32 protein-coding genes and 2 tRNA genes are annotated in these 24,516 nt (G+C 60.6%); 10 read left to right on the plus strand and 24 right to left on the minus strand.

Features of this window, described 5'->3' with window-relative positions:
• Nucleotides 1-96 precede the first annotated feature (96 nt).
• Nucleotides 97-169: transfer RNA gene (locus tag CCOY_RS09570), tRNA-Lys, on the plus strand.
• 341 nt (nt 170-510) lie between these two features.
• Here the strand turns inward: CCOY_RS09570 and CCOY_RS09575 are convergent.
• Genes CCOY_RS09575 through CCOY_RS09590 form a run of 4 tightly spaced genes read right to left on the minus strand, consistent with a single transcriptional unit; the run spans nt 511 to nt 2,561 of the window.
• Nucleotides 511-1,044 carry a phage protease gene (locus CCOY_RS09575; protein ID WP_092100541.1) on the minus strand — a complete coding sequence of 178 codons (534 nt, stop codon included), beginning with the start codon at nt 1,042-1,044 and terminating at the stop codon, nt 511-513.
• A 12-nt stretch (nt 1,045-1,056) separates the two neighbouring features.
• Entirely contained in the window at nt 1,057-1,437 is a 381-nt protein-coding gene (locus tag CCOY_RS09580; protein WP_092100542.1) for a hypothetical protein, read from the minus strand.
• 3 nt (nt 1,438-1,440) lie between these two features.
• The gene (locus CCOY_RS09585) at nt 1,441-2,343 is read right to left on the minus strand and encodes a major capsid protein (protein ID WP_092100544.1); all 903 of its coding nucleotides are present in this window, start codon (nt 2,341-2,343) and stop codon (nt 1,441-1,443) included.
• Between the two features lie 2 nt (nt 2,344-2,345).
• Nucleotides 2,346-2,561 (minus strand): hypothetical protein, encoded by a 216-nt coding sequence (locus CCOY_RS09590; protein WP_092100547.1) that lies wholly within the window; start codon nt 2,559-2,561, stop codon nt 2,346-2,348.
• 106 nt (nt 2,562-2,667) lie between these two features.
• Between CCOY_RS09590 and CCOY_RS09595 the strand changes: the two genes are divergently transcribed.
• Nucleotides 2,668-2,829: a hypothetical protein gene (locus CCOY_RS09595; RefSeq protein WP_167594459.1), complete on the plus strand. Its 162-nt coding sequence runs from the start codon at nt 2,668-2,670 to the stop codon at nt 2,827-2,829.
• A gap of 169 nt (nt 2,830-2,998) precedes the next feature.
• On the opposite strand, the gene CCOY_RS09600 is transcribed toward CCOY_RS09595, so the two are convergent.
• From CCOY_RS09600 to CCOY_RS09625, 6 genes are all read right to left on the minus strand, one after another.
• Nucleotides 2,999-3,370, minus strand: a complete 372-nt coding sequence (locus tag CCOY_RS09600; protein WP_092100549.1) for a helix-turn-helix domain-containing protein — start codon at nt 3,368-3,370, stop codon at nt 2,999-3,001.
• Between the two features lie 744 nt (nt 3,371-4,114).
• On the minus strand, nt 4,115-5,527 hold the full coding sequence (locus CCOY_RS09605; RefSeq protein WP_167594460.1) for a DNA primase family protein: 1,413 nt from the start codon (nt 5,525-5,527) through the stop codon (nt 4,115-4,117).
• Nucleotide 5,528: 1 nt separating this feature from the next.
• Complete coding sequence (locus CCOY_RS09610; RefSeq protein ID WP_092100555.1) at nt 5,529-6,053, minus strand: hypothetical protein; 525 nt, start codon at nt 6,051-6,053, stop codon at nt 5,529-5,531.
• A 208-nt stretch (nt 6,054-6,261) separates the two neighbouring features.
• A complete protein-coding gene (locus CCOY_RS09615) occupies nt 6,262-6,708 on the minus strand; it encodes a hypothetical protein (RefSeq protein WP_092100557.1) in 447 nt (148 codons plus the stop codon).
• 100 nt (nt 6,709-6,808) lie between these two features.
• Nucleotides 6,809-7,540 carry a hypothetical protein gene (locus tag CCOY_RS09620; RefSeq protein WP_092100558.1) on the minus strand — a complete coding sequence of 244 codons (732 nt, stop codon included), beginning with the start codon at nt 7,538-7,540 and terminating at the stop codon, nt 6,809-6,811.
• 15 nt (nt 7,541-7,555) lie between these two features.
• Complete coding sequence (locus CCOY_RS09625; RefSeq protein ID WP_092100559.1) at nt 7,556-7,750, minus strand: helix-turn-helix transcriptional regulator; 195 nt, start codon at nt 7,748-7,750, stop codon at nt 7,556-7,558.
• Nucleotides 7,751-7,864: 114 nt separating this feature from the next.
• Between CCOY_RS09625 and CCOY_RS09630 the strand changes: the two genes are divergently transcribed.
• The 3 genes from CCOY_RS09630 (at nt 7,865) to CCOY_RS09640 (ending at nt 10,420) form a co-directional block, all read left to right on the plus strand.
• Nucleotides 7,865-8,458, plus strand: coding sequence for a hypothetical protein (locus CCOY_RS09630; protein ID WP_092100560.1), 594 nt, complete (start codon nt 7,865-7,867; stop codon nt 8,456-8,458).
• Nucleotides 8,445-9,605: a tyrosine-type recombinase/integrase gene (locus CCOY_RS09635; protein ID WP_092100572.1), complete on the plus strand. Its 1,161-nt coding sequence runs from the start codon at nt 8,445-8,447 to the stop codon at nt 9,603-9,605. The genes CCOY_RS09630 and CCOY_RS09635 overlap by 14 nt, the downstream gene beginning before the upstream one ends.
• A gap of 239 nt (nt 9,606-9,844) precedes the next feature.
• Complete coding sequence (locus tag CCOY_RS09640; RefSeq protein ID WP_070422580.1) at nt 9,845-10,420, plus strand: nicotinamidase; 576 nt, start codon at nt 9,845-9,847, stop codon at nt 10,418-10,420.
• Here the strand turns inward: CCOY_RS09640 and CCOY_RS09645 are convergent, their stop codons facing one another.
• Both CCOY_RS09645 and CCOY_RS09650 read right to left on the minus strand, forming a co-directional pair.
• Entirely contained in the window at nt 10,421-11,068 is a 648-nt protein-coding gene (locus CCOY_RS09645) for a DUF305 domain-containing protein (RefSeq protein ID WP_244268630.1), read from the minus strand. It lies immediately after the preceding gene.
• Nucleotides 11,069-11,187: 119 nt separating this feature from the next.
• Complete coding sequence (locus CCOY_RS09650) at nt 11,188-11,463, minus strand: DUF3618 domain-containing protein (protein ID WP_092100574.1); 276 nt, start codon at nt 11,461-11,463, stop codon at nt 11,188-11,190.
• 80 nt (nt 11,464-11,543) lie between these two features.
• Between CCOY_RS09650 and bcp the strand changes: the two genes are divergently transcribed.
• On the plus strand, nt 11,544-12,029 hold the full coding sequence (bcp, locus tag CCOY_RS09655; RefSeq protein ID WP_092100576.1) for a thioredoxin-dependent thiol peroxidase: 486 nt from the start codon (nt 11,544-11,546) through the stop codon (nt 12,027-12,029).
• Nucleotides 12,030-12,052: 23 nt separating this feature from the next.
• On the opposite strand, the gene CCOY_RS09660 is transcribed toward bcp, so the two are convergent.
• A tRNA-Leu gene (locus CCOY_RS09660) sits at nt 12,053-12,137 on the minus strand.
• A 98-nt stretch (nt 12,138-12,235) separates the two neighbouring features.
• Here CCOY_RS09660 and CCOY_RS09665 point away from each other — a divergent pair.
• A complete protein-coding gene (locus tag CCOY_RS09665; protein ID WP_244268631.1) occupies nt 12,236-12,694 on the plus strand; it encodes a hypothetical protein in 459 nt (152 codons plus the stop codon).
• Entirely contained in the window at nt 12,691-13,062 is a 372-nt protein-coding gene (locus CCOY_RS09670; protein WP_070451222.1) for a DUF3817 domain-containing protein, read from the plus strand. The genes CCOY_RS09665 and CCOY_RS09670 overlap by 4 nt, the downstream gene beginning before the upstream one ends.
• Nucleotides 13,063-13,106: 44 nt before the next feature.
• Here CCOY_RS09670 and CCOY_RS09675 read toward each other — a convergent pair whose 3' ends face one another.
• The 10 genes from CCOY_RS09675 to clpS form a co-directional block, all read right to left on the minus strand.
• The gene (locus tag CCOY_RS09675) at nt 13,107-13,481 is read right to left on the minus strand and encodes a hypothetical protein (RefSeq protein WP_070451224.1); all 375 of its coding nucleotides are present in this window, start codon (nt 13,479-13,481) and stop codon (nt 13,107-13,109) included.
• A 22-nt stretch (nt 13,482-13,503) separates the two neighbouring features.
• Nucleotides 13,504-14,103, minus strand: a complete 600-nt coding sequence (gene rdgB, locus CCOY_RS09680; RefSeq protein ID WP_092100578.1) for an RdgB/HAM1 family non-canonical purine NTP pyrophosphatase — start codon at nt 14,101-14,103, stop codon at nt 13,504-13,506.
• Nucleotides 14,097-14,825: a ribonuclease PH gene (gene rph / locus CCOY_RS09685; protein ID WP_070422586.1), complete on the minus strand. Its 729-nt coding sequence runs from the start codon at nt 14,823-14,825 to the stop codon at nt 14,097-14,099. Before rph ends, rdgB begins: the two co-directional genes overlap by 7 nt.
• Before the next feature lie 45 nt (nt 14,826-14,870).
• Nucleotides 14,871-15,806 (minus strand): Abi family protein, encoded by a 936-nt coding sequence (locus CCOY_RS09690; protein ID WP_290180789.1) that lies wholly within the window; start codon nt 15,804-15,806, stop codon nt 14,871-14,873.
• Nucleotides 15,807-16,024: 218 nt separating this feature from the next.
• Nucleotides 16,025-16,792, minus strand: a complete 768-nt coding sequence (locus CCOY_RS09695) for an MBL fold metallo-hydrolase (protein ID WP_070422588.1) — start codon at nt 16,790-16,792, stop codon at nt 16,025-16,027.
• Between the two features lie 63 nt (nt 16,793-16,855).
• The gene (murI, locus tag CCOY_RS09700) at nt 16,856-17,674 is read right to left on the minus strand and encodes a glutamate racemase (RefSeq protein WP_070422589.1); all 819 of its coding nucleotides are present in this window, start codon (nt 17,672-17,674) and stop codon (nt 16,856-16,858) included.
• Nucleotides 17,671-18,399 (minus strand): rhomboid family intramembrane serine protease, encoded by a 729-nt coding sequence (locus tag CCOY_RS09705; RefSeq protein ID WP_425284120.1) that lies wholly within the window; start codon nt 18,397-18,399, stop codon nt 17,671-17,673. The genes murI and CCOY_RS09705 overlap by 4 nt, the downstream gene beginning before the upstream one ends.
• Before the next feature lie 150 nt (nt 18,400-18,549).
• Complete coding sequence (locus CCOY_RS09710; protein ID WP_092100582.1) at nt 18,550-19,509, minus strand: P1 family peptidase; 960 nt, start codon at nt 19,507-19,509, stop codon at nt 18,550-18,552.
• A gap of 9 nt (nt 19,510-19,518) precedes the next feature.
• The gene (locus CCOY_RS09715; RefSeq protein ID WP_070816483.1) at nt 19,519-20,058 is read right to left on the minus strand and encodes a DUF2017 domain-containing protein; all 540 of its coding nucleotides are present in this window, start codon (nt 20,056-20,058) and stop codon (nt 19,519-19,521) included.
• A gap of 9 nt (nt 20,059-20,067) precedes the next feature.
• On the minus strand, nt 20,068-20,367 hold the full coding sequence (gene clpS / locus CCOY_RS09720) for an ATP-dependent Clp protease adapter ClpS (protein ID WP_070422616.1): 300 nt from the start codon (nt 20,365-20,367) through the stop codon (nt 20,068-20,070).
• A gap of 94 nt (nt 20,368-20,461) precedes the next feature.
• Between clpS and CCOY_RS09725 the strand changes: the two genes are divergently transcribed.
• Entirely contained in the window at nt 20,462-21,787 is a 1,326-nt protein-coding gene (locus CCOY_RS09725) for a nicotinate phosphoribosyltransferase (protein WP_070422592.1), read from the plus strand.
• 3 nt (nt 21,788-21,790) lie between these two features.
• The gene (locus CCOY_RS09730; protein ID WP_092100584.1) at nt 21,791-23,749 is read left to right on the plus strand and encodes an ATP-dependent DNA helicase; all 1,959 of its coding nucleotides are present in this window, start codon (nt 21,791-21,793) and stop codon (nt 23,747-23,749) included.
• Here the strand turns inward: CCOY_RS09730 and CCOY_RS09735 are convergent.
• The gene (locus CCOY_RS09735; protein WP_092100586.1) at nt 23,739-24,464 is read right to left on the minus strand and encodes a peptidyl-tRNA hydrolase; all 726 of its coding nucleotides are present in this window, start codon (nt 24,462-24,464) and stop codon (nt 23,739-23,741) included. The two genes, CCOY_RS09730 and CCOY_RS09735, sit on opposite strands and share 11 nt — an antisense overlap.
• Nucleotides 24,465-24,516: the final 52 nt, after the last annotated feature.

Below are 24,516 nucleotides of genomic sequence, written 5' to 3' on the forward strand. Positions count from 1 at the left end.
CGAAAAATATGCTCTTACCTGCCGATTTCACACATTCAACACACGCTGCTAATGTATTACCTCGTTGCAGAGAGCAACACCAACAAAACAAAATACGCGCCATTAGCTCAATTGGCAGAGCAACTGACTCTTAATCAGTGGGTTCGGGGTTCGATTCCCTGATGGCGCACAAAACGGCCAGGTCAAAGGGTAAATATTCACCCCTTCACCTGGCCGATTTTCGTTAAATGGCCAAAAAATGGCCAGATAGTCAACGGCACCGGTCGAACAGATTTCCCGGGCGCGGCAAGACATACCCATACTCACGATTCCGTGAATTTGGATAGGGTGTGCCCCATGCGGGTGCGGGTGTCTCCATAATCCAGAATTCTTGATTACAGGGCAGCGGGGCGTGTGGCCCCGAAATTGCCCGGCCTAGCACCGGGGAGAGAGAAGGCGGGACTCGGGCGGGCCAGTGGTGAGTCCGGGGAGCCACCCCCTCAAGATTATTGGGGGTGCCCCACTATTGGGTTACCGTACCCAGCCCTTGGGCATGTTCTTGCCGTCGCCGGCTTCGGGGTCGATGCCGTAACCGATTTCCATTCGTGGAATCTCATCGGCACGGTTGAGTGCGTGGATTGTCGCTTCGGGGTCTTGGCCGTATGCGGCAATCCATCGTTCACGCTGGCTTGCGGTCGCCTTGCCGAGACGAATGGCCTGATCGACTACTTGCTCGGCTGCAAGACGGTGCTCTTGCTTCTCTGCGGTCATGCCGACTTTGAGCGAGCGCTGCATGTCCTTCCAGACAGCGGGGTCGATGATGATGGGTTGCTCGATCTGCTCGCTGGACGCGGCTACATCAGCGGCGTTCTCGTCACCCGTGTGGGCTTCTGCGAGTTCAGCCACGGCGGCGACGATAGCGGCCGGGTCGGCGTCTTCGTCGAGGTCTAGCACTGCAATGAGGGTCTCCCACTGTTCGACGGTGAATGCCGACGCGGTTGCGGGTGTTTCTTCGGCGTTGTTTTCGCTGAAGGTGATCCGCTCGTTTTTGCGGAAGAGTTTCACGGGTTGTACTCCTTAGTTCGCGAGACTGATGAGGGCGTCGGTGTTGGCTTCGGCGTTGTCTGCGGCCCAGCCGACTACGGTGCCGGTGATTGCCTTGGTTGCGCGGCCGCCGTCGCCTACTTCGACCGGGTCGCCGGCGGTAAGTGGCGTGTCGGTGGTGACGGTTAGCACGCGGCTTGAGCCACGGGCGACGCCAACGAGGTGGTCGGTGGTTGCGTCGTACTTTGCGACGCCTGCGACTGGTTTGCCGGCGGCTGCGGGGCGCACGGTGATGTTGCCCTTGCGCATTGGGCCGGCGTATGCGACGAAGGTTTTGCCGGTGACGTCGACGGCGGCGACGGCCGTGAGGTCGGTGCCGGGGTTGAACCGGTCGCGGGTTTGGTTGGTGTACATGGGTTACTCCTCAGTCTTGTATTCGATGGTTGCGATAGCGGCGGGCAGGGTGATCCCCATGACGGGCATGGCGAAGGCCTGTACCCACGTTTGACGGTGGTGTTCATCACGCCATGTGGTCACGGTGAGCGGTTCTTCGTATTTGACGAATCCGGCCTTGCCGGGGTCGACGAGGTAGCTGCGGTCATCTGGCACGAATGTGGATGTGATGAGTTCGAGCCCGTAGGTGTCCAACAACGGTTTAAGGTTTTGTCCGTAGGCGACGAGCATCTCTGCCTTCGTGCGTGGGGAGACGAGCATCTTCGTGTATGTGATGCCGAGCTCCTTGCTTTCCGCAATGGCGATAAGGTGCGCAATCATTGAGATTGGTCGCTGCGTTGGTGGGGTGATGAGATCGGGTGCGCCGTCGATTCGTACGTTTTCCCATGTTGCGCCGGTGTGTGCTCCGACGATGGTTTCGCCGGCGGCTTCGGCGGCCTGAACTGTTTCAATGGCGCGCTGGTTGAGTTTGCGGGTAACCGTGTTGGCGAGTGCGGTGACGTCGTTGTCGAAGGTGACATTGTCGTTACGGCGTCGCGCTTCGTCGGATACTGCGAACTTACCGCCGTAGTCTTCGACGCGAGCAAGTTCAGCGACCGGGCGTTCGCGGTAGACGATGCCGTATTCGTCGCCGGGTTGGCGGGCGGTGACGTCGGTGTCGGTGTAGAAGTTCTTCTCGGTGGTCTTGGAGTAGATTACGGCGCCGCCTTGTACCGGTGTTGAATCGGTGGAGAAGATCGTCTCTACGAGAAGGTCGCGGGCGGCGACTTCGGCTACTCGGTCGGTGATTGTGGTCGGGTTGTTGAGCGCTTCGTCGACGGAGATGACGCCGTCGTTGTAGTCGGCTCGGGCTGGAAAGAATCCCATGGTTAGGCCTCCTTCTGGTTTTCTGCGGCGGTTTGGCCGCTCATGTACCCGATGAACCATGCCGCGAGGTTGGACGGTTCGCGATATGCGGGGGATTCTTCAAAATTTGGCAGGACGAATGCGTAGCCCTTCGGGCCGCCCGCGTTGGGTTTAATGTTCAGATTGATCGGGCAGTGACTCATAACGTCACTGATTGAGATTGGGACAATTTGAGCCATTGGGCTATGTCTCCTTCGCTAGTAGGTCTTTTAGTGATGGCAGGTCTGTTACGGCGGGCCATTCGGTGCCGAGTAGCGCTAGCCCGGTGATTGCGAAGCGGTAGGTATGGCCGTTGCTTTCATAGTTGGCGCGGGCTTCGATGCTTCGTTGTGGGTAGTGCTTTGCCATGTCGGCGCCGAGCCATTGCGGCACGTCGACGAGGTCGGCGACAAGGGTGTTGCCCCGGTCGACAACTCTGAGGTTCTCGAGGTGGCCAAGTGCCGGTGACCCGCCGAAGCGGGGGTCATCGTGACCGAGTTTGAGAACGGGGTTAGGTAGGCGCTTCGACGCGGCGGCAGCGGCCGCTAGGTCTGCTCGCGTGATTTCGACGGGCCCGGTTGATGCCTTCCATGTGCCAGTGCGTGCGAGTTCAACGCCTTGAAATGAGCAGAATCGGCTAGTGCTTGAAGTCTCGGAAGGCTTCGACGTCGTTGCGGTTGAACCACCATTGCCCGCCGTTTTTGGTGCCGGGTAGTCGTTTTTGGGCTGCGAGTGCTCGGACGTTGCGGCCGGTACAACCCAGTAGCGCGGCGGCGGTGGTGGTGTCGATTTGCTCATGTTCGATATGTTCTTCGGCTTCGACGTAGACAGGTTCCGTTTGTCCGGCTGCGGAAATGAGGTCGGTAGCGAGATTGAGAACACGCGGGTCGATTCGTGCGCCGTGGCGTGTGGCGAGGTCGGCGGCGACGAAGATAGTCCGGGCTAAGGATTGGGCATCGGCGGCGTCGAGGATGACGGCCGGGGCGTGGACAGCAACCGGGCGAATCATGCGGCCTTGCCTTGCGGTGGTTTATCGAAGTGGCGTATTTCGCCAGCCCAAACGCCGGCGGCGTCTTTCGGGATGCGTAGGCGACACTTCGCGACGATTGGGCAACTGTGGCATTGGTGTTGTGCCCACTCGATGCGTTGTTCGTATTCGTGTTGTGTTTCGCCTTTGTGGCGGTCGGTGTCGAATCGTGGTGTGTGTCCGACACAGTGGCCGTTGCGTAAGTCGTAGGTCGGCTGAATCTTCTTCACGAATCGGAGAAGGGCCGGCCCGGGCAGTCGTACCGGGGCGGTGGCGACTTCGGCGCGTGTCGGTAGCGGTGGGCGCGAAGGCTCAGATTTCATGCGTTGATTCCTTCCATTGCGTCGATAATGCTGTCGGCGAGGTTGTAGACGTGCCGGTTTTGTATTTCGAGGGCGACGTATAAGCCGTTGGGCATATGTGCGTAGATGGTGACGCGTTCCTTGCCCCTTTTGGTTCGGTGGCCGGTGATTGTGATGTCGGTTGATGTCCAGCCGTGAACAGGTTGACTAAGGCGGGCGCGGATTGGGGCGGGGGCTGGTTGCGCGTTTTCTGTGGGGAGTTTTGTGCGTGGAACGTGTTCCTGGTGTTCTTGCTGGTAGTGGGGTGTTTTGGTTGTGTTCCGAACGTTCATTGTTTTTGTTCCTGTTCTTAGGTTTTGTTCCTTTGTTCCGTGGAACAAGTCGTTTTTATGCTTTGACCTGTTGGAACATTTGGAACATGTTCCTAGGTGGTTTGTTGAGAAATGGCCCATGCATGGGGGTTGTTCGTGCGTTTGATGCCGAACATTCGGCGGTTTTTTGGTTGGCCGTCGACGGCGGTGTTTTTGAGTTCAATACGCGGGTCGGTTGCCTTGAGTGCTTGCGCGAACGAGGGTTGTTTTAGTGCGCCTTGTCCGACTTCCTCACACCATGATTTGTAATCGCGGTGGATGTCTCGCAGGAGAACGTGATCTTCGCTGTTGCCGGTGAGCGTGTAGGCGGGGTGATCGTCGAGGAAGGTCGCCACGGGCTGTGAGATGTCGGCGAGCATCTCGTTTACTGCGGCCATGGTGCGCGGGGTGGTGAACGTGCCGGCGGTTTCGAGGTCGCGAAGGCCTTCGAGTGCCCATAGGAAGATGCCGGGGAGTTCGGCGACGAGTTTGGCGCCGAGTTCCGGGTCTGGGTTGTCGGCGTGTGATCGTTTCAACTCTATCGAGACGAAGCGGTTGACGAGCGCGCCGGATGCATCGTTGAGCCGGGGAATCTCGTTGGAGACGAGCATGAAGCGCGTGTTGAGTTTGCCGTTCCATGCTTCGGCGTATTTGCGGTCGATGGTTTGGGCGTCTCCGCCGGTGATTCCGATGATGCGCTCGACTGTTTGTCCGATGTTGCGGTCGCGATCGTTTCGGGAATCTTCGAACACGGCGAAGGTCTTGCCGATGAGCACTTGCGCGCCGAAGTTGCCGCCGAGTGAGCCGAGACTAGGAGACACACAGTTTTTTATGCCTACGAGTTGTTGCAACACGCGGGAGATAGTGCCTTTGCCTGATCGTGGCGGCCCGATGAGCATGAGTGCTTTGTGAAGGTCGGTACGCCCGCTAATGAGGTAGCCGGCCCATTGTTGGAGGGTACGGGCGGCGTCCTGGTCGTGCGCGAAGGTCCCGTCAATAAAGGCATTCCAATTGGGACATGTTGCCTTCGTGTCGTAGGCAAAAGGAAGGTGCCACAACGTGAACAGTGCTGGGGTGTGATCTTCGGTGAAGGCTCCGGTGCGGAAGTTCAGTACCCCGTTTTCGAGCACGATGAGCGACTTCGGGTTGTCGCCGCCGATATCGTGCAACCACACGGGCGGTTCGATATCTCCGTCAAGCCGGTTAATCCATTGCAGCGGTTCGATCGTGTTCGCGACCTTCGCCGGCGTTGGGGAGTAGTCGACGATGCCCTTGTCGCTGTCGTATTGCGTTTGCTCCAAGTGTTCCCAGATTGGGCCTTTGACGTCGAGTTCGTCGGCAGGCGACCATGAGCGACCGTTGTAGGTGTACCACCCGTGCCGCTTCCAGAAACGCAGGGTCGGCACTCCGTTTTGGGCGAACACGTCGGTGCTAAGCGCCCGTGCGACTTCGTAGGGCTTCGACGGGGGCGGGTAAATTGTCGGCAACTTACGCACCTTCTTTCTGGACTACCTGCAGCTGCGGCTTGTGGCCGGTACGCGGGTAGATCTCGAGCAAGGTGCGACGATCGCGATCCATGCGTTCGAAGAGTTCATCGAGGGGCGCGGTGTCGTGGTCGCCGTAGGTGTAAGTGTCGCCAATCTTTTGGCGGATGTGGTCTTCGGCGATGCGTTCGCCGAGTTTCTTGAAGCGGTGTTTCGCCGGGGTGTATGCGGTGTTGGGGGCAACGAGGTTGTGCCAGTAGCGGCGCATTGGTTCCTGGTTGAGGTGTCCTTCGTCGCGTAAGTGGTCGTGAACGTCGGTTGCAGCGAGTGGTTTGAGGGCGAAGCCTGAATCAATCGCGGTGCGTGCAACATGGGTGATTGCGTCGAATACTGTTTGTGCTTGCCAGTTAGGTAGATCGTCGCGGTGAAGTTTCCGTGTTGCGTCTTGGGCTTCCCGGTTGGTGCATTCGAAGAGAAGCGCGGCGAGGTATTCGGCCGCGTGGGCTTCTCGTGGTACAAGGTGTGTCAACTGAGGTTCCTATTGTCTGTAGGTGTCTCGGGGTATTGAGTTGTGTGGGTGACGGCTCCCCAGTGGCCGCCGGGGACTTGCACGCCCGGTGTCTGCTAGTCGGCCCGTTTTACGTCACTTGACGTTTATGAGTAGGTGGTTGAGGTCGAGGGCTTCGAGTAGTGATGCTGCTTCGACTTCGAGAATTTGGTCGGCCTGGTCGAGAAGGTCATTCATCGTCGTTCACCTCGTCCCAGGAGGTTTTGCCGAGCGTGGCGAGTGCGGCATCGTCTTCGGCAACGAGGGTGTCAAGAAGGCGAGTAACCTCAGCGTCGTTGCCTGATCGGTGGGCTTCGACGAGATCAAGACGCAGCTCCTCTTCGCGTATGCGACGCTGCTGCGCTTCTTCGTTGGCCTTTTGTCGGCGGAGACGCTCTTCTTGCTTGCGCTTTTCGGCTTCGGCGTGAGCAACTGCGGCGTCGACACAAGCCGGGCAAAGGCGGGCGGGGCGCGCTCCGTCGCTCATGTCGAGGTAATCGGCGACGTCGACAAAAACCGATCGGCGGCGCTTGTCGGGAATGTCACACTCTCCCCACGTTTCTAGCCGGCCGGCGACGCGGTGCGGCAGGTGGAGTTCAACAGGTTTTGGGGTATCGTTCTTGTCGAGGTTCTGCATTCCTAGTTGCTCCTTCGCCCCGGTGGTCGTTGCCGCGACCGTCGGGGGGCTTTCGTTAGCGGGTTTCATTTCGCTGTTTCTCCCTTCATTGGTCTGGCGGTTACGCGACATAGCCGTCTTCCAGACCGTCGAAGTAGCGGTCGGCATCTGCCGAGCGGGTGAGAAGGCGAAACCCGTCGCCGGGATGGTTGATGTGCTGCGCGGGCGAAACGAAGGTCATCGTCCCGTCACAGGCGATGTGTGGAACGACGGTCGACACCGGCATGCCGTTCGAGTAGGTGGCCGGGTCTTCGTTCGTGCCCCGGTGGTGCATGTACTCGTCGCGAATAAGTGCCTGAGTGTTTTCGATCACCGCGCGAAGGTCGCCGAATTCGTCGATTTCCGGGTGCTCGGCGAGCATGTCGAGGGCGACGTCGAGCGGGTTGCCGTGATGGAGATACCGCAGAGAATCAACTGGCGAGTAGTGCATGCGCGGCGTCGTACCATCGACGAAGGTGCCCGAAGGTTCCTGTACGCGCGAGTGGGAATCTTCGGCACCTTCGGCATCTTCGGGGGAATCTTCCGGGGCGAGATCGGTCGAGCGTTGAGCGACGGCATCGAGGGCGTCGCTCCACGATTCGACCTTCACGGTCTCGATGCACTCTTCGTTGGCGTAAACCATGACGATGAAGCCGGGCTTGTCCTTGATCGCGTAGATCTCGAAGCGGTCGGAGAGCGCGTTCGCGATCTCTCGAGCGGTGTCGTAGTCGATGCCTTCGGCAAAGGCGTGGGTCTCGTCGAGCAGAACAGCGGCAGTCTTGCCGCGCTTCTCGACGGTGGGGATGAACAGCATGAGTTTTCCTTTCGGTTAGGCAGTTGCGGGGAGCTCGTCCAGGCCGAGAATGTCGAGCAAGGGCCTTGTCGGTACGACGTAGCGGCCGTTGATCTTCAAGACCGGTGTCGGAAAGTTGCCGGTGCGCGCCGCTTCGTAAGCGCTGCTGCGACCGATGCCGAGCAAGTTGGCCGCTGCAGCGATGGTGATTGTGGGAGGGGTTGAGGACATGCCGTCAAGACCTTTCTATGTTGCTGCGACATATTCTGTAGCCGTTTTGTGCTACAGCAACATACTAAACATATTTGCTTGGACAGCGCAACATTAGGCAGATATTGTGTTGCCATGACACAAAAGAAGGACTGGTCGGAGAAACTTGCGGCAACCGTCGCGGCGGAAATCTCACGGCTAAGGAAAGCCAAAAAGCCCAAATGGTCGATCAAGCGCCTTGCAGACGAAACGGCACGCTTGGGCTACCCCATCGGGCAGTCCGTCCTATCGAACATTGAGTACGGCCGACGCGGGGCCCGCCTGGACGTCGCAGAGCTGCTAGTGCTCGCCGCAGCCTTAGACGTTCCACCCGCCCGATTGCTATGGCCGAACTACCCCGACGGGTTTGTCGAATACTTGCCTGATTGGCGGGCGACCGCTGAACACGCGGCTCTAATCTTCACAGGGCGTTTGAACGCCGATTTCTCCAAAGATGCAGACGTTCGCATCGGGGGGCAAGTCCGCGAGGTAGACGAGTTAGTCGAAGAACGGCTTCGCCTAAACGAAGCAGTCCGTGCCATTTCCCTGGGTAGCGCTCGCTCAGGCGATTTTGATTTTGATGAGTTCCAACGCGAGGTTAGAAGAATCAGCGAGAGGCGCGAGGAAATCAACAAGCGACTAAACGAGTTGGGCTATACCGCATGGAGGAAAGACGATGGCGAGGGGTAGGCCGGCGCTCGAGCCCGGCACGTACGGCGAGATCAGCTACACCAACCTTGCCGACGGCAAGGTGCAAGCACACACCCGCGTGCGACTTCTCAACGGCGAGACGAAGCGCATACGGGTACGCGGGAAGACGAAAGCGGAAGCCACGCGCAAAGTAAAAGCACAAGCGGCGTCAGCTGTCAGCCTTCGCGACAACGACGCACTACGCACCAACAGCACCATCGCCGAGCTCGTCGACCACTGGCTCGACCACCACGACGGCGCCGCCAGCACCGTCGACGTCTACCGAAGCACCGCCCGCAACCACATCACACCGAACATCGGACAGCTACGACTGAACGAAGTGCGGCCGTCGACGATGCAGACCTTCCTGCACCAGCTCGACGAGACGCCAGCGACAGCGAAGCGCGCCAGGTCGATACTCTCGTCGGCGTTCGGTCTCGCAGTGCGGCAAGACCTCATCGCATCGAACCCGATTCGCGAGACCATCGCACCGAAACAAAAGCGCGGCGAAGTACGCGCCTTCCAAGGCGACGAGCTCAAGACGTTCCTCGACATGGTTGACTTCTACGCCACCAGCGGCCGCAAAGGTCGCGGCGCCGCCTTCCCCCGCCTGGTGCGCTTCCTCGTCGGCACCGGCGTGCGCCTGTCCGAAGCACTGTCGATTCGCGCGAGCGACGTCGACCTCAACGCCGATACGCCGACAGTCATCGTGCGGCCGACGAAAGACGGCGGTACTTCGACCCGCGTCGTTCAGCTGCCAAAAATCGCGGCCGACGCCGCCCGCGATCAACTCGAAGACACCGGCGGCACGTTTGATTGGCTCTTCCCCACTTCCACGGGCACACACATCTCGAAGTCGACCGCCGAGCGGTGGATACGCGAAGCGCGTCACGAATGGACGAAAGCCAAGGAATCAAAAGGCCGGCCAGATGTGTCGTGGGTGACGTTCCACACGATGCGAAAGCACGTCGCGACAGTGCTATCGGAGCGCGTCAGCGTCAACGCAGCGACTCAGCAACTTGGCCACGCCGACACAACAATCACACAGCACCACTACATATCGCGGCCGAAGGCCGGCCCAGCGGTCGCCCAGGTGCTCAACGATCACTTGTTCCCGTCCGGAAATGGCCAAAAAATGGCCAAATAGTCGCTAGCAAAAAGCAATACAAGGCGGAACAGTTAGCACATCCGACGCTATACACTGGGATTACTCCGCACTAGACCAAAACGGCCGGAAACACAAACGCCAGGTTTCCCTACCAGTGGGTTCGGGGTTCGATTCCCTGATGGCGCACAGCACAGCGAGGCTGGCAGGTATTTTACCCGCCAGCCTCGCTTTTTGTGTACCCGTCACTTTTTCTCGCAGCTGAGACTAGGCTGATCTTCATGAAAACAGCCTTGGTAATTGTTGACGTGCAAAATGACTTCTGCCCCGGCGGTAGCCTTGCCACCGCCCGCGGCGATGAGGTGGCGTCAAAAATCGCGGAGTTGATCTCCACCCCTGATAACAGGTGTTTGGAGTACGACCATATTGTGGCAACACAGGATTGGCACATCGAGCCAGGTGACCACTTTGCCAAGGAAGGCGAGACACCGGACTTTGTCAACACCTGGCCGCCGCACTGCGTCGCTGATTCCTATGGTGCGCAGATGCGCGGACCGGTGGATACCTCGCTGATTGAGGAGTTTTTCCGCAAGGGCAAGTACACCGCCGCTTATTCCGGATTCGAGGGCGCAACTGAGGCTGGCACATCGCTTGAGGATTGGTTGCGCGAGCGCGAGGTTTCCCAGCTAGACGTCTGTGGCATTGCAACGGACTTCTGTGTGCGAGCCACCGTCCTGGACGCCCTGAAGGCTGGTTTCAAGGTGCGCGTCCTGCGCGCGATGTGCTCCCCTGTCGATGACAAGGGCGGTGCCGCAGCGCTTCAGGAAATGTTTGAGGCTGGCGCCGAGATTGTCTAGTTACTTCGTCGGGTTGTAGCCCAGAAGTTCTTCCATCTCGCCCATTTCGGCGGTTTGCACCTCAATCATGTCTTGGGCCAACTCGCGAAGCGGCTCGTAGGCGCCGCCGTCCACCTCGTCCTGCGTCATCTTGATCACGTGGGCGTGGTGGAAGTGCATCATTTCGAGGAAAGCGGTGCGCAGGTCGTCGCCACGCAACTGCGCGAACTCGTCCAACTGCTCGGGCGGGAACATGCCATTGGCGATGTGCTTCGAGTGGAGCTCCATGTCCTGATCGATGCCCCACTCGTCGGCCCAGTCGTTCATCTGCTCGTTTTCGCGCTCCTGACCGTCCTTGATGCGCTGGGCGAGATCACGCACCTGCGCATCGTCGACGTCGGAGTCCAGCAGCACATCCGACATGTCGATCGCCTGCTGGTGGTGCGGCACCATCATGCCCAGGAAGTGGACGTCAGTGCCGTTGTACTCGGCGTCGGTGTCCGTCGACGTTGCGGCGGTCTCTTCATCCGGTGTGAACGCAGCGCGTATCGACGGCCCCGCCACCGTCAGCACAAGCACAATCACCGCAATGACCGCTAATGCGATCAACAGCGGCTTTTTACTGCCGCGCATCCGCTCGAGTTCGTGGTCGGCCTGATCATTAACCATTGATGCTCCCTTTCGGTCGTAAAGAGAGATTACCTTGAATTCAACAAGGACACGAGCGTATCGACGACAAAACGCCGGCACCCACAACATTGCAGGTACCGGCGTACAGACGCTCGCGCTTAGTTACGCGACAGCAGCTTCTGCAGCTCCTTGAGCTCGCTCTTGCGCTTACGGCCGTTGTAGACCTTGATACCGATCAGCGCTGCGATACCGATACCAACGCCAGCGATGACCTTCTGCACCGTCTCGTCCTCGAGCCAGGTCTTTGCCTGATCCCTAGCCGTATCGGCCAAGGTGGACGGGTTCGTGCGGTCTGCAAGCTCGTCGAGCGTGCTAGCCAGCTGGCTGCGGGTGCGTGCAAGGTCGCGCTCAATGTCGTGAATGTCTCGTGCCACGGTTTCAAACTCCTACGTTTACTTGGGACTTTTCTAGACTCACGTCTTTTCGTACCAACAGTAGTGTAAAACGGGGAGGCATGACTGAACCCATCAGACTGCAACAAGGCGACACCGCCCCCGCTTTTTCCCTGAATAACGACAAGGGCGAAACCGTTTCGCTTGCCGATTTCGCTGGCCAGCGAGTCATCGTGTACTTCTACCCGAAGGCCAACACGCCCGGCTGCACCACCGAAGCTTGCGACTTTAGCGACAATATGGACCAGTTCAAGGACGCCTCCGTCGCCGTACTCGGCATCAGCCCCGACCCGGTAGAGAAGTTGGCAAAGTTCCGCGACGACCACAACCTGACCGTGCAGCTGCTTTCTGACGAATCCAAGGAAACCCTCGAGGCATACGGTGCCTTCGGCGAAAAGAAGAACTACGGCAAGATCGTCCAAGGCGTTATCCGCTCAACGTTCCTTGTCTCCGTCGACGCTGACGGTAAGGGCACCGTGGAGCAAGCCCAGTACAACGTCAGGGCAACTGGCCACGTTGGCCGCATCCTGCGCGACTGGAACCTGTAAGTCCCCACTCCCCCATAAAGAATTGGTGCGCCCGGAGAGACTTGAACTCTCACGCCATAAGGCACTGGAACCTAAATCCAGCGCGTCTGCCAATTCCGCCACGGGCGCGTCGAGAACGGATATTACACGCCGCGCCCCCATCCACAGAAACCGCGGTATCAAACTTTAGTTTGGCACCATGGTTTTACCGGGTAAGATCACCACTCGTGAGCGAAAAGTTGGAACACACGGACGCGGACGGGACCACCCCGATTCCGCAGCGTGAGCGTCTCCGCGTGCGATGGTGGCACATCCTGCTCCTCATCGCAGCCGCAGTGACGTGCCTGCTGCTCGCCCGGTGGCAGTGGGAACGCTACCAATCCGGCACCGGCACTCTCCAGAACCTGGGCTACGCCCTGCAGTGGCCATGCTTCGCACTGTTCTTCATCTACGCCTACCGCGTAGGTATGCGCATGGAAAACGACAAGATTGACGCCGAGAACGCAGGACTGACCATGGATGACCTGTACGAGGCCGATCTCGCCCGCTACGGCAAGCACAAGCCCGTCACGGAAATCGACGAGGACTTCCTGCCCGCACGTCCGGAGATCGACGTCGACGAATACAACGAACTTGTGGCACCGCGCCGCGAAACCCACCCGGAAGGTAAAGGTGAACACGCATGACCGAGCAAACTCAGCCAGCAGCACAGCCAGAGCGCATCCACCCGGAGCGCCAGCGCCGCGTCAAGCAGGCATTGCTGTGGTTCTCCATCGCGGCGTGGGTCACCGGCGTCCTGCTGCTTCTACTGATTGCCCGCATGATCATGCAGTACGGCTTCGACATGAACGTCGACTACTTGTCCTGGGTCGCGCGCGTACACGGCTTTGCTTTCGTCGCATTCTTGATGACGTCGCTGAATCTCGGCTCCAAGGCCCGCTGGTCCGGCGGCACCTGGGTGGCAACCGCTATCTCCGGCGTTGTGCCGTTTATGTCCTTCTTTGTGGAAGAGAAGCGCCGCAAGGAAGTTAAAGAAAAGTTCCAGCTCGCCTAACGCCGGCGAACTGGAACTTCGGGGGATGAAACCGGCGGCGAAACTTATTCGTCGTCGGTTTTTGTTAGCACCATGACGCCGACCTTTTCTGCCTGATCGTTTTGTGGCGACAGCGTCAACGTGTCGCCAGCACGCTCAGCGTCGTACTCCAGATCCTGGTGCGTCAGCGGATCTTCCAGCTTGAACTCTTTATCGTCGCGCAGGCAGTTCGCTTCGTTAGTCTCACCGTCGGTTTCGGTCAGCTCCCAGGAGCAATCCTTACCGTCAATGGTCACGGTGGCATGACCACCACCGGTCCCCTCCTGGGTTGCGGTGACGTCACCCGACCAGGTGCCGTCGAAGTCACCGTCCTGCCCGCACGCGGTCAGAAGCGCGCTGGAAGCGAGAACAGTTGCTGCGAATGCGATTGTTTTCTTCATACCGCCACTGTAACGATTTTCGTCACTCCAGCGCTGCGATGTGCTTTGCCAACTCCCGCAACGCCTTGCCCCTGTGGGACCGTGCGTTCTTCTCCTCCGAGGTCAGTTCCGCCGAGGAACGCCCCGGCGCGTCATCCGGCGCGAAGAGCGGGTCGTAGCCGAAACCGTTGTCGCCGCGCGGCTCGCGAAGCAGTTCCCCTTCCCAGCGTCCCTCCGCGACGTGCACGTCGCCTTCTGGGGTGGCAAGCGCGCAGCAGGACACAAACGCTGCGCGGCGCTGGTTAATATCCTCCATCTGCTTGAGCAACAGAGCGTTGTTACCAGCGTCGTCGCCGTGGTTACCGGACCAGCGAGCGGACAGGATGCCCGGCATGCCGTTGAGGGCTTCGACGCTTAGGCCGGAGTCGTCAGCGACGCACGGAAGACCAGTCGCGGCAGCACCAGCCCGGGCCTTCAGCACTGCGTTTTCCTCAAAGGACAGGCCGTCCTCGACAGGGTCGGGGTAGGCGGGGGCGTTATCAAGCGACACAAGCTCCACTCCCTCGATGGCCAGCTCGCGCAGCACCTGGTCGAGTTCGCGGACCTTGCCCGGGTTACGGGAAGCGACGAGGACTCTTACCATCCCAACGCCGCCTTCTGGGCTGCGAAAAGCTCCTCACAGCCCTTGGCTGCCACGTCGAGCATCTCGCCGAGCTGCTCGCGGCCGAACAGGCCGTGCTCGCCGGTGCCCTGGATCTCGACAAAGTTGCCGCCCTCCTGCATCACCACGTTGAGGTCCACCTCCGCTCGGGAGTCTTCCTCGTACGGCAGGTCGAGGCAGACGTGGCCGTCGATGATGCCGGCAGAGATCGCCGCTACCGGCTTCAGCAGCGGCTCACCCGGCACCACGCCGCGCTCCTTGAGCACAGCGATCGCGTCCGCAAGTGCGACGTACGCGCCTGTGATCGACGCGGTACGGGTACCACCGTCGGCCTGGAGCACGTCGCAGTCGAGCTGGATGGTGTTCTCACCGAGTTCAGAAAGATCCACCGCAGCGCGCAGGGAACGACCCACCAGGCGCGAAATCTCGTGCGTGCGGCCCTTTACCTTGCCACGCATCGATTCACGCGGCATACGCTCGTGCGTCGCGGAAGGAAGCATGGAGTACTCGGCGGTCAGCCAGCCTTCGCCGGAATCCTTCTTAAAACGGGGAACGCCCTCCTCCACCGAAGCGGTGCACATCACGCGGGTGTTACCGAACTCCACCAGCACGCTGCCAGCAGGGTTCGAAGTAAAACCGCGAGTGATACGGACAGGGCGAAGCTCGTCGACGGCGCGACCGTCAAAACGCGAAAAATCAGTCATAGCCCCAAGCGTAACGCAGGCGGGCGTCGCGTCCCTGCAAGCCAACTAGACCCAAGGCGATTTATTAATCACGTTCGGAGGGCACCCCATTGCGGTGAGGATGGGCAACGAGTGTGAGTGCGTCGAAAGATCGTGTCCCGAGAAATTGGCCATCAGGAATTCGTGAGCAACTTTGGTGAGCCCGAAATGTGGCTCTCCTTCGATCACACCGTGCAGGTACTGCAACATGGACAATTTGAAGAATGTCCGGTCTCGCAACGATTCCGGATACGCCCGAATCCAGCTGAGTGTGGAACTTGGTTTTCTTGGCACAAGCGGTGCATCGTCTACACGGTTATACAGCCTCGCGTAATGTGCACACGTATTTCGCAAATAAGCCAGCGATCGCTGCCATGACCCGAGCTCCTTGAACGTGAGCCCGGTATCAGCAGCGATCTGCTCGCGCATCCACTTTGGAAGCAGATCGTACAGATTGTGCAGCGTTCCCCATTCGAAGGTCTGCACTGCAGCCCAAATTGGAAGATCTTCGTTGCGATCCCGGTAGTGGTGTACGAAATCCTCTTTGGAGTAACCAATAGATGCGTCAAAGCGGTCCAACCACTTTGCATACCGCTCTACCTGGTTCGGTTCCTTAATGGGAGGCTGCATCTGCAGGTCAAGCATTGACGGGTCGTCAAGATGAAGATGAAGCAGCGGGTGCACGCTACCAATCGCGTGTGCAATGGCGTTACGGAGCCAAATCTCCACGGGCTCCAACGCACTCAAGGCTGCCTTACGCAATCGGGTATCGAACCTCATGAGTCGAATGATGTCGTCGAAATTCGTTCCCTCACGGAATTCATTCTTGCGTGTGAGTTCGTATCCGTGAAGTTTTTGTTGATTCGGGAATGGCTCTCTAACCGGGTACCAGTATCCGCTCAAACGGTAATATCCGATGTTTCGCAGCGACTCTTCCGCAGACGCAAGATCTGCAATTCGCATCCCCCGTTCGCCCAATAGCGTGAGCAAGTCTTCATAGTTCTGAAACGGTTTCGTGGATACCACGATCCCCTACCCCCAAGATTTTGAAAACCGGCCCTGGACTGACTACTCAAGATGTAGCCTAGCGGAACCGGTCGTTGTGGTGGCTAATTTAGCGCACCCGACCCCCTAGGTCACCTTCCACCCCTTAAAAGGGGTAACGCAGTAAGGCCCGACCCTTACACCTCGTAGACGGCGCCGGCCTGCCCCAGCAGAATCTCGCCATCAAACTCAGTACGGGCTGCCTCAAGCACACTGTGCGGGTCAGTCCACGGTTGAATGTGCACCAGCACCAGCGTCTTCACCCCGGCTTCGCGGGCGAGGCGTCCCGCCTCCTTGCCAGACATGTGCATGCCTTCGGCTTTGCCTTCCGACGACGCACCCCAGGCTGCTTCGCAGAGGAACAGGTCGGCGCCACGGGCGGCGTCGATAAGCGACGGCGTGTAGCTCGAGTCGCCCGAGAACGTCAGCACCTTGCCGTGCGCGTCCTCCACGCGCAGCGCATGCGACTCCTGGGCCGGGTGGACCACTTCAAACGGCGTGACCGTCAGACCGCTCAACGTCTCCGGCTCGCGGGTACGCCAGGTGGTGAACTCGAATGTGTCGGTGCAATCGTCGACATCATCCGGACCATCGGCGCTCATGCGGCCAAAGTGCTCAACCGCATACGAAGGCCCGATGAGGCGGTGGCGCTGCTGCGCAGGTGCCTCCGGATGGTATCGGCGCCACACCAACAGCGACGGGAAATCCGAGCAATGATCAGCGTGCAGGTGGCTGAAGATCACGTGGGCCGCAGCAGGATCGAACCGTTCCTGCATCGCGGCGAGCGCCCCCGGACCAAAGTCCATCACCACATCGGTTTCACCCGGCACCGAAATGACGTAGGAGGAGGCGGGGTTCCCCGGCGCGGCAAGGCTTCCGGAGCACCCAAGGATGGTCAACTTCATGGAAACACTGTGCCATGAATGCGCCCTAATTTCACACTGGATCGCCGAAGCGCACGGCGAGTTTTACAGTCTGTTGCCCACCGCATGCACCTGAGGGCCGAGGAATCGGCGGGCGAGCTCATCGAATGTGCCAGGATCTCCGGTGGATTCGAAGATGCGGATTGGGGCGGTGGTGTCGTCGCTAAGCAAATCGCTCTCCGTGAGCACGCGCAACACATCCTTCGAGGTTTCCTCCGCTGAGGACACGAGCGTGACATCATCGCCAACGGCAAGCTGGATCACGCCGGAAAGCAGCGGATAGTGCGTACAGCCGAGCACAAGCGTGTCCACGCCTGCTTCGCGCAGCGGCTCCACATAGCCGCGGGCGACCTCGAGCACATGCTTGCCGGAGGTCACGCCCTGCTCCACGAGGGGGACGAAATCAGGGCAGGCAACAGCGGTGACATCCACATTCGGGTTGACCGCGAAGAAGTCCTGATACGCACCAGAGGTGACGGTGCCTTCGGTGCCAATGACGCCGATCTTGTTGTTTCGGGTGGTCGCCATCGCACGGCGTACTGCAGGCTGGATCACTTCGAGGACAGGGATGCTGTAGCGCTCGCGGGCATCATGAAGAAACGCGGCGGTGGCGGTGTTACACGCAATGACAAGCATCTTGCAGCCACGTTCCACCAGATCGTCAGCAATGCGCTGCGAATGAGCGCGCACATCCGCGATCGGCTGCGGACCGTACGGGCTATTGGCGGTATCGCCGATATAAATCAAGGATTCGCCCGGCAACTGATCCATCACCGCACGCGCCACGGTCAGCCCGCCGACACCGGAGTCGAACAACCCAATCGGCGCGTTGTTACTTACCTGGTTGCTTACCTGGTTACTCACCTGCGCGCCTGCTTTTCCGCAGCCTTCGCCTGCTTCTTCGCATGCTTTTTCGCGGCGAGCTCCGGCGGATCGTCAGACGTGATGATCATGCCGGCGACAATGCCACCGATCGCGCCAAAGAGGTGCGCCTGCCAACTGACACCCTCAGTGCCCGGCAGCACACCCCAAATCAAACCGGAGTAGAAGAAGCCGAGGATTAAGCCGGTAAGAATCTGACCAATCGAGCGGTTGAAAAAGCCACGCACCAACAGGTACGCCAACCAGCCATACACCAGGCCGGATGCGCCAATGTGGTTCGTGCCAATACCGCCGAACACCCAGGTGCCGAGTCCGCCGATGAGCAGAACGAACGTTGTCACCTCCCAAAACACGCGCTTGCCGGAGTAACCGATGAGGTAGGCAAACAGCGCACCCGGCAGCGAGTTGGAAATGATGTGTTCCAGATTCGCGTGCAGCAGCGGCGAGGTGAAAATCATCGGCAGACCGTTGATGTCCAGCGGGTGTATGCCAAAGCCCTGCAGCCACGGGAAGAAGAGCTGGAGAATAAACACAGCCCAAATCAGGGCCAGGAAGCCACCTGCAAAGCGCAGCCCGGATTTGCGCTGCTGCGTGCGTTTGAGCGACCTGCTCGCCGGGTAACCCTGTCCCTGCAACCCCATGCCCGGCTGGCCGTACGGCTGACGCTGGTTGGCATAGGGGTTGTGTGGCACACCCGGCGCAGGCATGCCGCCGAACGCGGGCGGTTGGGTCTCTGGGTGGGAGAACGGACGCTGGAACGGCTTGCCGTAGCCGGGCTGTTCGGTGCGTCCGTAGCCCCAGCCTTCAGGGGTGTGGTGGTTGTTATTGTTCATCGTGGTGCAGCTTAGCTGCCTGCGCTAGGCGCGTGCGATGTCGCGCCAGGCGGTGATACCAAAGTCACCGGTTGCGTTTACTACAGCGTCCACGATTGCAGCCTGCACTGCTTGGGCGCCGGCTTCTCCGATGCGTCCGAAAGCTTCGACATCGCTGACCGGCTGCGCACCAGGTTGAGCGGTGGACACTGCGAACAACGTGTCGCCGTCGAGTGGCGAGTGCGCGGGGCGAATGGCTCGCGCGATGCCGTCGTGCCCGGTCATTGCCACGCGCTTGAGTTGTGGCTTTGTGAGCGGCGCATTCGTGGCAATCACACCGATCGTGGTGTTCAGTTTCGGTGTGGGGCGCTCAAGCGCGTTAAACCGCTCCAGGTCCACCGCGGGTTTCGCGCCATCGCCGTAGAGGAGCCCGGTGTGCTTATCGACGACCATCCCAACCGGATTGGCAACCACATACGCCTCAACCGTGTAGCCGTCCGTGCTCATCGTGCTCACCGTGGCCTGGCCAAACCCACCCCGCAGCACGCCAGCGGTTGCGCCACAGCCAGCACCGACACTGCCGGTCGCTCCTGCACCACCGTCGAAGGCGACGGTGATCGCGGCTGCACCATCGGCCGCAGTGGGGCGGTGTGCCGGGTCGCCGACGACAAGGTCGAAGATCACCGCCGCAGGCACGATCGGCACCCGGGGGCCCGGCATGTCTTCGCCGAACACCGGAAAGCCCCAACCGCGGCGTTCCAGCTCGGCCATCGCTCCATCGGCGGCAGCAAGCCCAAACGCAGACCCACCGCACAGCATGATCGCGTGGACGCGCTCAACCGTATTGTGCGGCTCGAGCAAGTCAGTCTCACGAGTACCAGGGCCACCGCCGCGCACGTCGACGGCGGCAACCATGCCCGCCTCGTGCGGTGCGAGGATCGCGGTCACGCCAGTGTCCGCGAGTGAGGTGTGGCCGATGCGGGCCAAGGGGTCGTCGATACGCATGCGCTCGAGCTAGCCCATCAATGCGTCGAGCAAAGAATCCTGACAGTACGCGAGCCACTCCACGAGCATCGCGCGCTCCTGCTGAGCGCCCTCGCCACCCGAAGTGTCAGCGGCAATGTAGAGGCGCATGTCGTTGACCGCAGCGATGAACTTGTGCGCGTCTTCTTCCTCGATGGTGACCTCAACGCCACCAGTGGGGCCGAGCGCCTCGTTGACCACCTGCAGATTGATCAACTTCGCACGAATGATGTCGTTTTCATGCAAGCTGCGCAACAAACCGTTGTCGCCCTCGAACTCCTCGTCGCCCTCACGCTCAAAGTCGGGCAACAAACGAGCCAACTTCGGATCCTGTGGCGCCTCCGTGTGCCCGGTGGAAACCCCCATCATCTCCGCGAACTCATCCTTCGGAGCCGACTGCGCACGTGCAATCAACGCCTCCGACACCGTCGCCGTGAGATCCCCAATGACCTCACGCTCCATCGGATCAAACGTGGTCGTGTACTTCGGGGTTGAACGCATCAACCCCTTCTTCTTACGCCAAGGCTGCATTCGTCTCCTCTACCCTGCCTGCTGCATCGTCGCCCACAGACCGGCGGTATGCAGTTTCTTCACGTCGGTTTCTACCTTGTCCTTCTCGCCAGAAGAGACCACAGCCTTGCCCTCAGTGTGGACCTGCATCATCAGCTCCTGGGCGCGCTTGCGGTCGTAGCCCAGCACCGTCTGGAACACATAGGTGACATAACTCATCAGGTTCACCGGGTCGTCCCACACAATGCACAACCATGGCAGGTTCTCGCTCGTGGCCACCTCGACATCGACGGCCTCGTCGAGCTCCGGGGTCGCCATCGGCGAACTCATATGCGCCGGTTCGGCAGCGTTGCGAGCTGAAGCAAACATGTGAACCACCTTACCCCGTCGGACGGGAGGGGACGGGAGGGTACGCTTGCACACCATGAACCAACCGCTGCCCTCTACCGCGTTTTTAACCGACATGTACGAGCTCACCATGCTCGACGCCGCCATCCAAGATGGCACAGCCGAACGCGAGTGTGTTTTCGAAGTCTTTGGCCGCCGCATGCCCAACGAGCGCCGCTACGGCGTCGTCGCAGGTACCGCGCGTGCCCTCGACGCAATTACCCGCTTCCGCTTCACCGAAGAGCAGATCGCAACCGCCGATTTCCTTTCCGATGCAGCACGCGAATATCTCCGCAACTTCCGCTTCTCCGGCCAGGTGGACGGCTACCGGGAGGGCGATCTGTACTTCCCGTACTCCCCAATCATGACGGTGCGCGGCACGTTCGCCGAGTGCGTCATCTTGGAAACTGTCATCCTGTCCATCCTGAATGCCGACTCCGCGATTGCCTCCGCCGCGTCGCGTATGGTCTCCGCGGCAGACGGCCGGCCGATTATCGAGATGGGTTCGCGCCGTACCCACGAAGAGGCTGCCGTTTCGGCTGCACGTGCGACCTACATCGCGGGTTTTGACGCAACTTCCAACATGGAGGCGTCGCTACGCCACGGCATCCCGGCGTCCGGTACTGCCGCCCACTCGTGGACGCTGCTGCATGTCGACGAGAACGGCCAGCCCGATGAAAAGGCCGCCTTTGCCGGCCAGATTAAGTCCCTAGGTAAGGACACCACGCTGCTGGTGGATACCTTTGACATCACCAAGGGCGTGGACAACGCGCTCGAGGTTGCTGGCACCGAACTCGGCGCGGTGCGTATCGATTCTGGTGATCTCGGCATCGTCTCACGCCGCGTACGCAAGCAACTCGACGAGGCAGGTGCGTTCAACACCAAGATCATCGTCTCCTCCGACTTGGATGAGTTCGCCATCGCAGGTCTGCGCGGCGACCCAGTCGATGGCTTCGGCGTCGGCACCTCTGTGGTGACAGGCTCCGGCGCGCCTACGGCTGGCCTGGTCTACAAGCTCGTCGAGGTCGAAGGCCACCCCGTGGCCAAGCGTTCTTCCGGCAAGGTCACCTACGGCGGCGGCAAGTCTGCGCTTCGCGCGTACCGCTCCTCCGGCGTTGCGGTGGGCGAGATTATCCACCCGATGGGCGCCGAAATCCCCCGCAAGCCGAACCTGGACTACCGCGAGCTGACCGTGCCGATGATCCGCGACGGTGAGGTCCTGGACAACCAGCCAAGCATCGAGGACAGCCGAAAGCTGCACGCCGAAGCACGCACCACCCTGCCCTGGGAGGGCCTCGCTCTGTCGCGCGGCGAGGTTGCCATCCCGACCCGTTTTATCGGGTTTCCGGAGCCCACCGAGTAGGCCGTGGCAGACGAACCGCTTTCGCACAGCACAGGTGAGTTGCTTTCGGCTGCCGTCGAGTCGCTCGGCGGCTCGCGCCGGCCTGGCCAGGTCAAGATGGCCGACGCGGTCACTCGTGCGTTGGATTCCGAACGTCACCTTGCCGTTCAGGCAGGCACTGGTACGGGTAAGTCCCTGGCGTACCTGGTTCCTGCACTCCGTTATGCGCAGATGCACGACACAACCGTTGTGGTCTCCACTGCGACGATCGCGCTGCAGCGCCAACTGGTCGACCGTGACCTGCCGCGCCTTGCCGACGCGCTTGAGCCTCTCCTGCCCCAGCGACCAACCTTTGCCATCCAAAAGGGCCGTAACAACTACGTCTGTTTGCACAAGGTGCTTGCGGAGGACCCCAGCGACACCCTCATCGAGGAAGAGGATCTGACCTGGCTGGGCAAACACGTCAAGCGCGTCGCCGAGTGGGCACAGGACACCCCGACCGGTGACCGCGACGATCTGGTTCCCGGTGTGCCAGATCAGGCGTGGCGCCAAGTTTCGGTTACCTCCCGTGAGTGCTTGGGGGCGACGCGTTGTCCGCACGGCCAGGACTGCTTCGCGGAGATCGCCCGGGAGCGCACCAAGGACGTGGACATCGTGGTCACCAACCACGCACTACTGGCTATCGATGCCCTCGCCGATGTGGACGTGCTCCCCCAGCACGATGCTGTGATTATCGACGAGGCCCACGAACTCGACGGACGCATCACCTCCGTCGCTACCGCGGAGATTTCCGCACGCGCACTCGCCATGGCAGCTCGCCGTGCCGACAAGCTTGGCGCGAAACGCGAAACACTCGAGGACGTTATCGACGACTTCACTGCCGCCATCGACCTCGAAGCCCCCGGCCGGTGGGAAACCATTTCCGACCCGGCACGTGGTGGTTTTGTCGCTCTGCGCGACGCGTTGTGGAAGACCCGCCAGTCCATCGGCGAACCGCCCGAGGGTGAGGCCCAGAACGATCCGGAGAAGTTTGCGGAGCGTGGCAACCTGACCAACCACTTGGAGGATCTCCACGACGCGATCGTGCGCATCCTCGGTGTGTTCGACGAGCCGGATCCGGCCAAGCACACCGACGTTGTGTGGCTCACCCGCTCCGACCGCCACGGCGATTCCGTCTCCGTCGCGCCCCTGTCGGTCGCGGGGCTGCTCCACGAACGGCTTTTCGGGGAGCGCACCGTGGTGCTTACCTCTGCCACGTTGACGGTCGGCGGCAACTTCAACGCCATGGCCAGCGCCTGGGGCTTGCCGAAGGGCACCTGGGACTCGCTCGACGCTGGCACCCCGTTCGACCCCGCCAAGTCGGGCATCCTCTACACCGCGAAGCACCTGCCCACCCCGGGCCGCGATGGGCTTGCCAAAGAGACGCTCGACGAGATCGCTGAGTTGATTACCGCGGCAGGTGGTCGCACCTTAGGGCTATTTTCTTCTCGACGAGCCGCCGAACAGGCCGCCGAAGCCATGCGGGCCCGCCTCCCCTTCGACATCTTGTTGCAGGGCGAGGACTCCACCGGTGTACTGGTTGATAGTTTTGCCAAGTCAGAGAACTCATGTCTGTTCGGCACACTGACGTTGTGGCAGGGCGTCGACGTTCCAGGGAGCTCGTGCTCGCTGGTCATCATCGATCGCATCCCCTTCCCCCGCCCCGACGATCCCCTGTTGCAGGCCCGGGCGAACGCCGCCGATGCCGCCGGCCGGTCGGGCTTCATGGAGGTCTCCGCCACCCACGCGGCGCTGCTCATGGCGCAAGGTGCCGGCCGCTTGCTGCGCTCCGTCAATGACCGCGGGGTCGTGGCAGTGCTGGACAATCGCTTAGTGACGAAGCGTTACGGCTCGTTTATCCGCCGCAGCCTCCCCGCCTTCTGGGATACCACCGACCCCGAGGTCGTTCGCGGCGCGTTGAAGAGGTTGGTGGCTAAGGGATAGCCACCACGGTGGTGGAACCGGGCGCGACCTCCGTGTAGCCCGCGTCTCGCACCGCGACCGCACCTGGCCGATCGCAGTACTCACGGAACTGATCAGCAGACACTTCACGCACGTTTAGCGGGAACCCCTGCTCGGCCCAGTCCAGCACCCACTCGAGGTCCTGCGCCGCAGCAAGCAACATTGAGGCGTGTCCTACCTGTGCGGCCGCCTTGCCCGCGGACATCGCAAGCGAACTGTCCACTGCGATCAACGGAGCACCCTCGACGAGCGGCAGGTCTTCGCCCTCCTCGAGTTCTGTGCCCTTGATCTGCAACTTGGCTATCGCATGTGGCACATCCCCTACAGCAGACGGAACAAACGCGCGTACCGATCCCACTGTCACCCCAGGTAACGCCTGCACGTCATCCCAAGCCTTGTTCCGTGCCCTCCGGGCAACCTTACGGATGCGGTGTGAATACCACTGCTCTACCCCGTCGCGCCAGAAGCCATCGATGCCCGCACGAGAGTCGAGGCATACGGCGACGACGGCGCGGGCGGCGCAAACAAGCACCGCGTTGCGGCTGGGCGGATCCTGCTTGGGCAGATTGATGGCGAGTTGCATCGCCTGCACTGTCGATGGGTCGTTTGGATCCTCGCTGCGTTGGCGGTAGTCATCTACGACGCGTTCCCGCAGCAGCTCGTATGCGCTTGTGATTTCGGTTGTGGCGGCGTTCATCGTGGTTCAGGGTAGTGGACACAACAAAGCCCCCGCCGAAGCGGGGGCTGAG

Origin of the sequence: Corynebacterium coyleae, from assembly GCF_030408635.1 — a bacterium.
Taxonomy (GTDB): Bacteria; Actinomycetota; Actinomycetes; order Mycobacteriales; family Mycobacteriaceae; genus Corynebacterium; species Corynebacterium coyleae.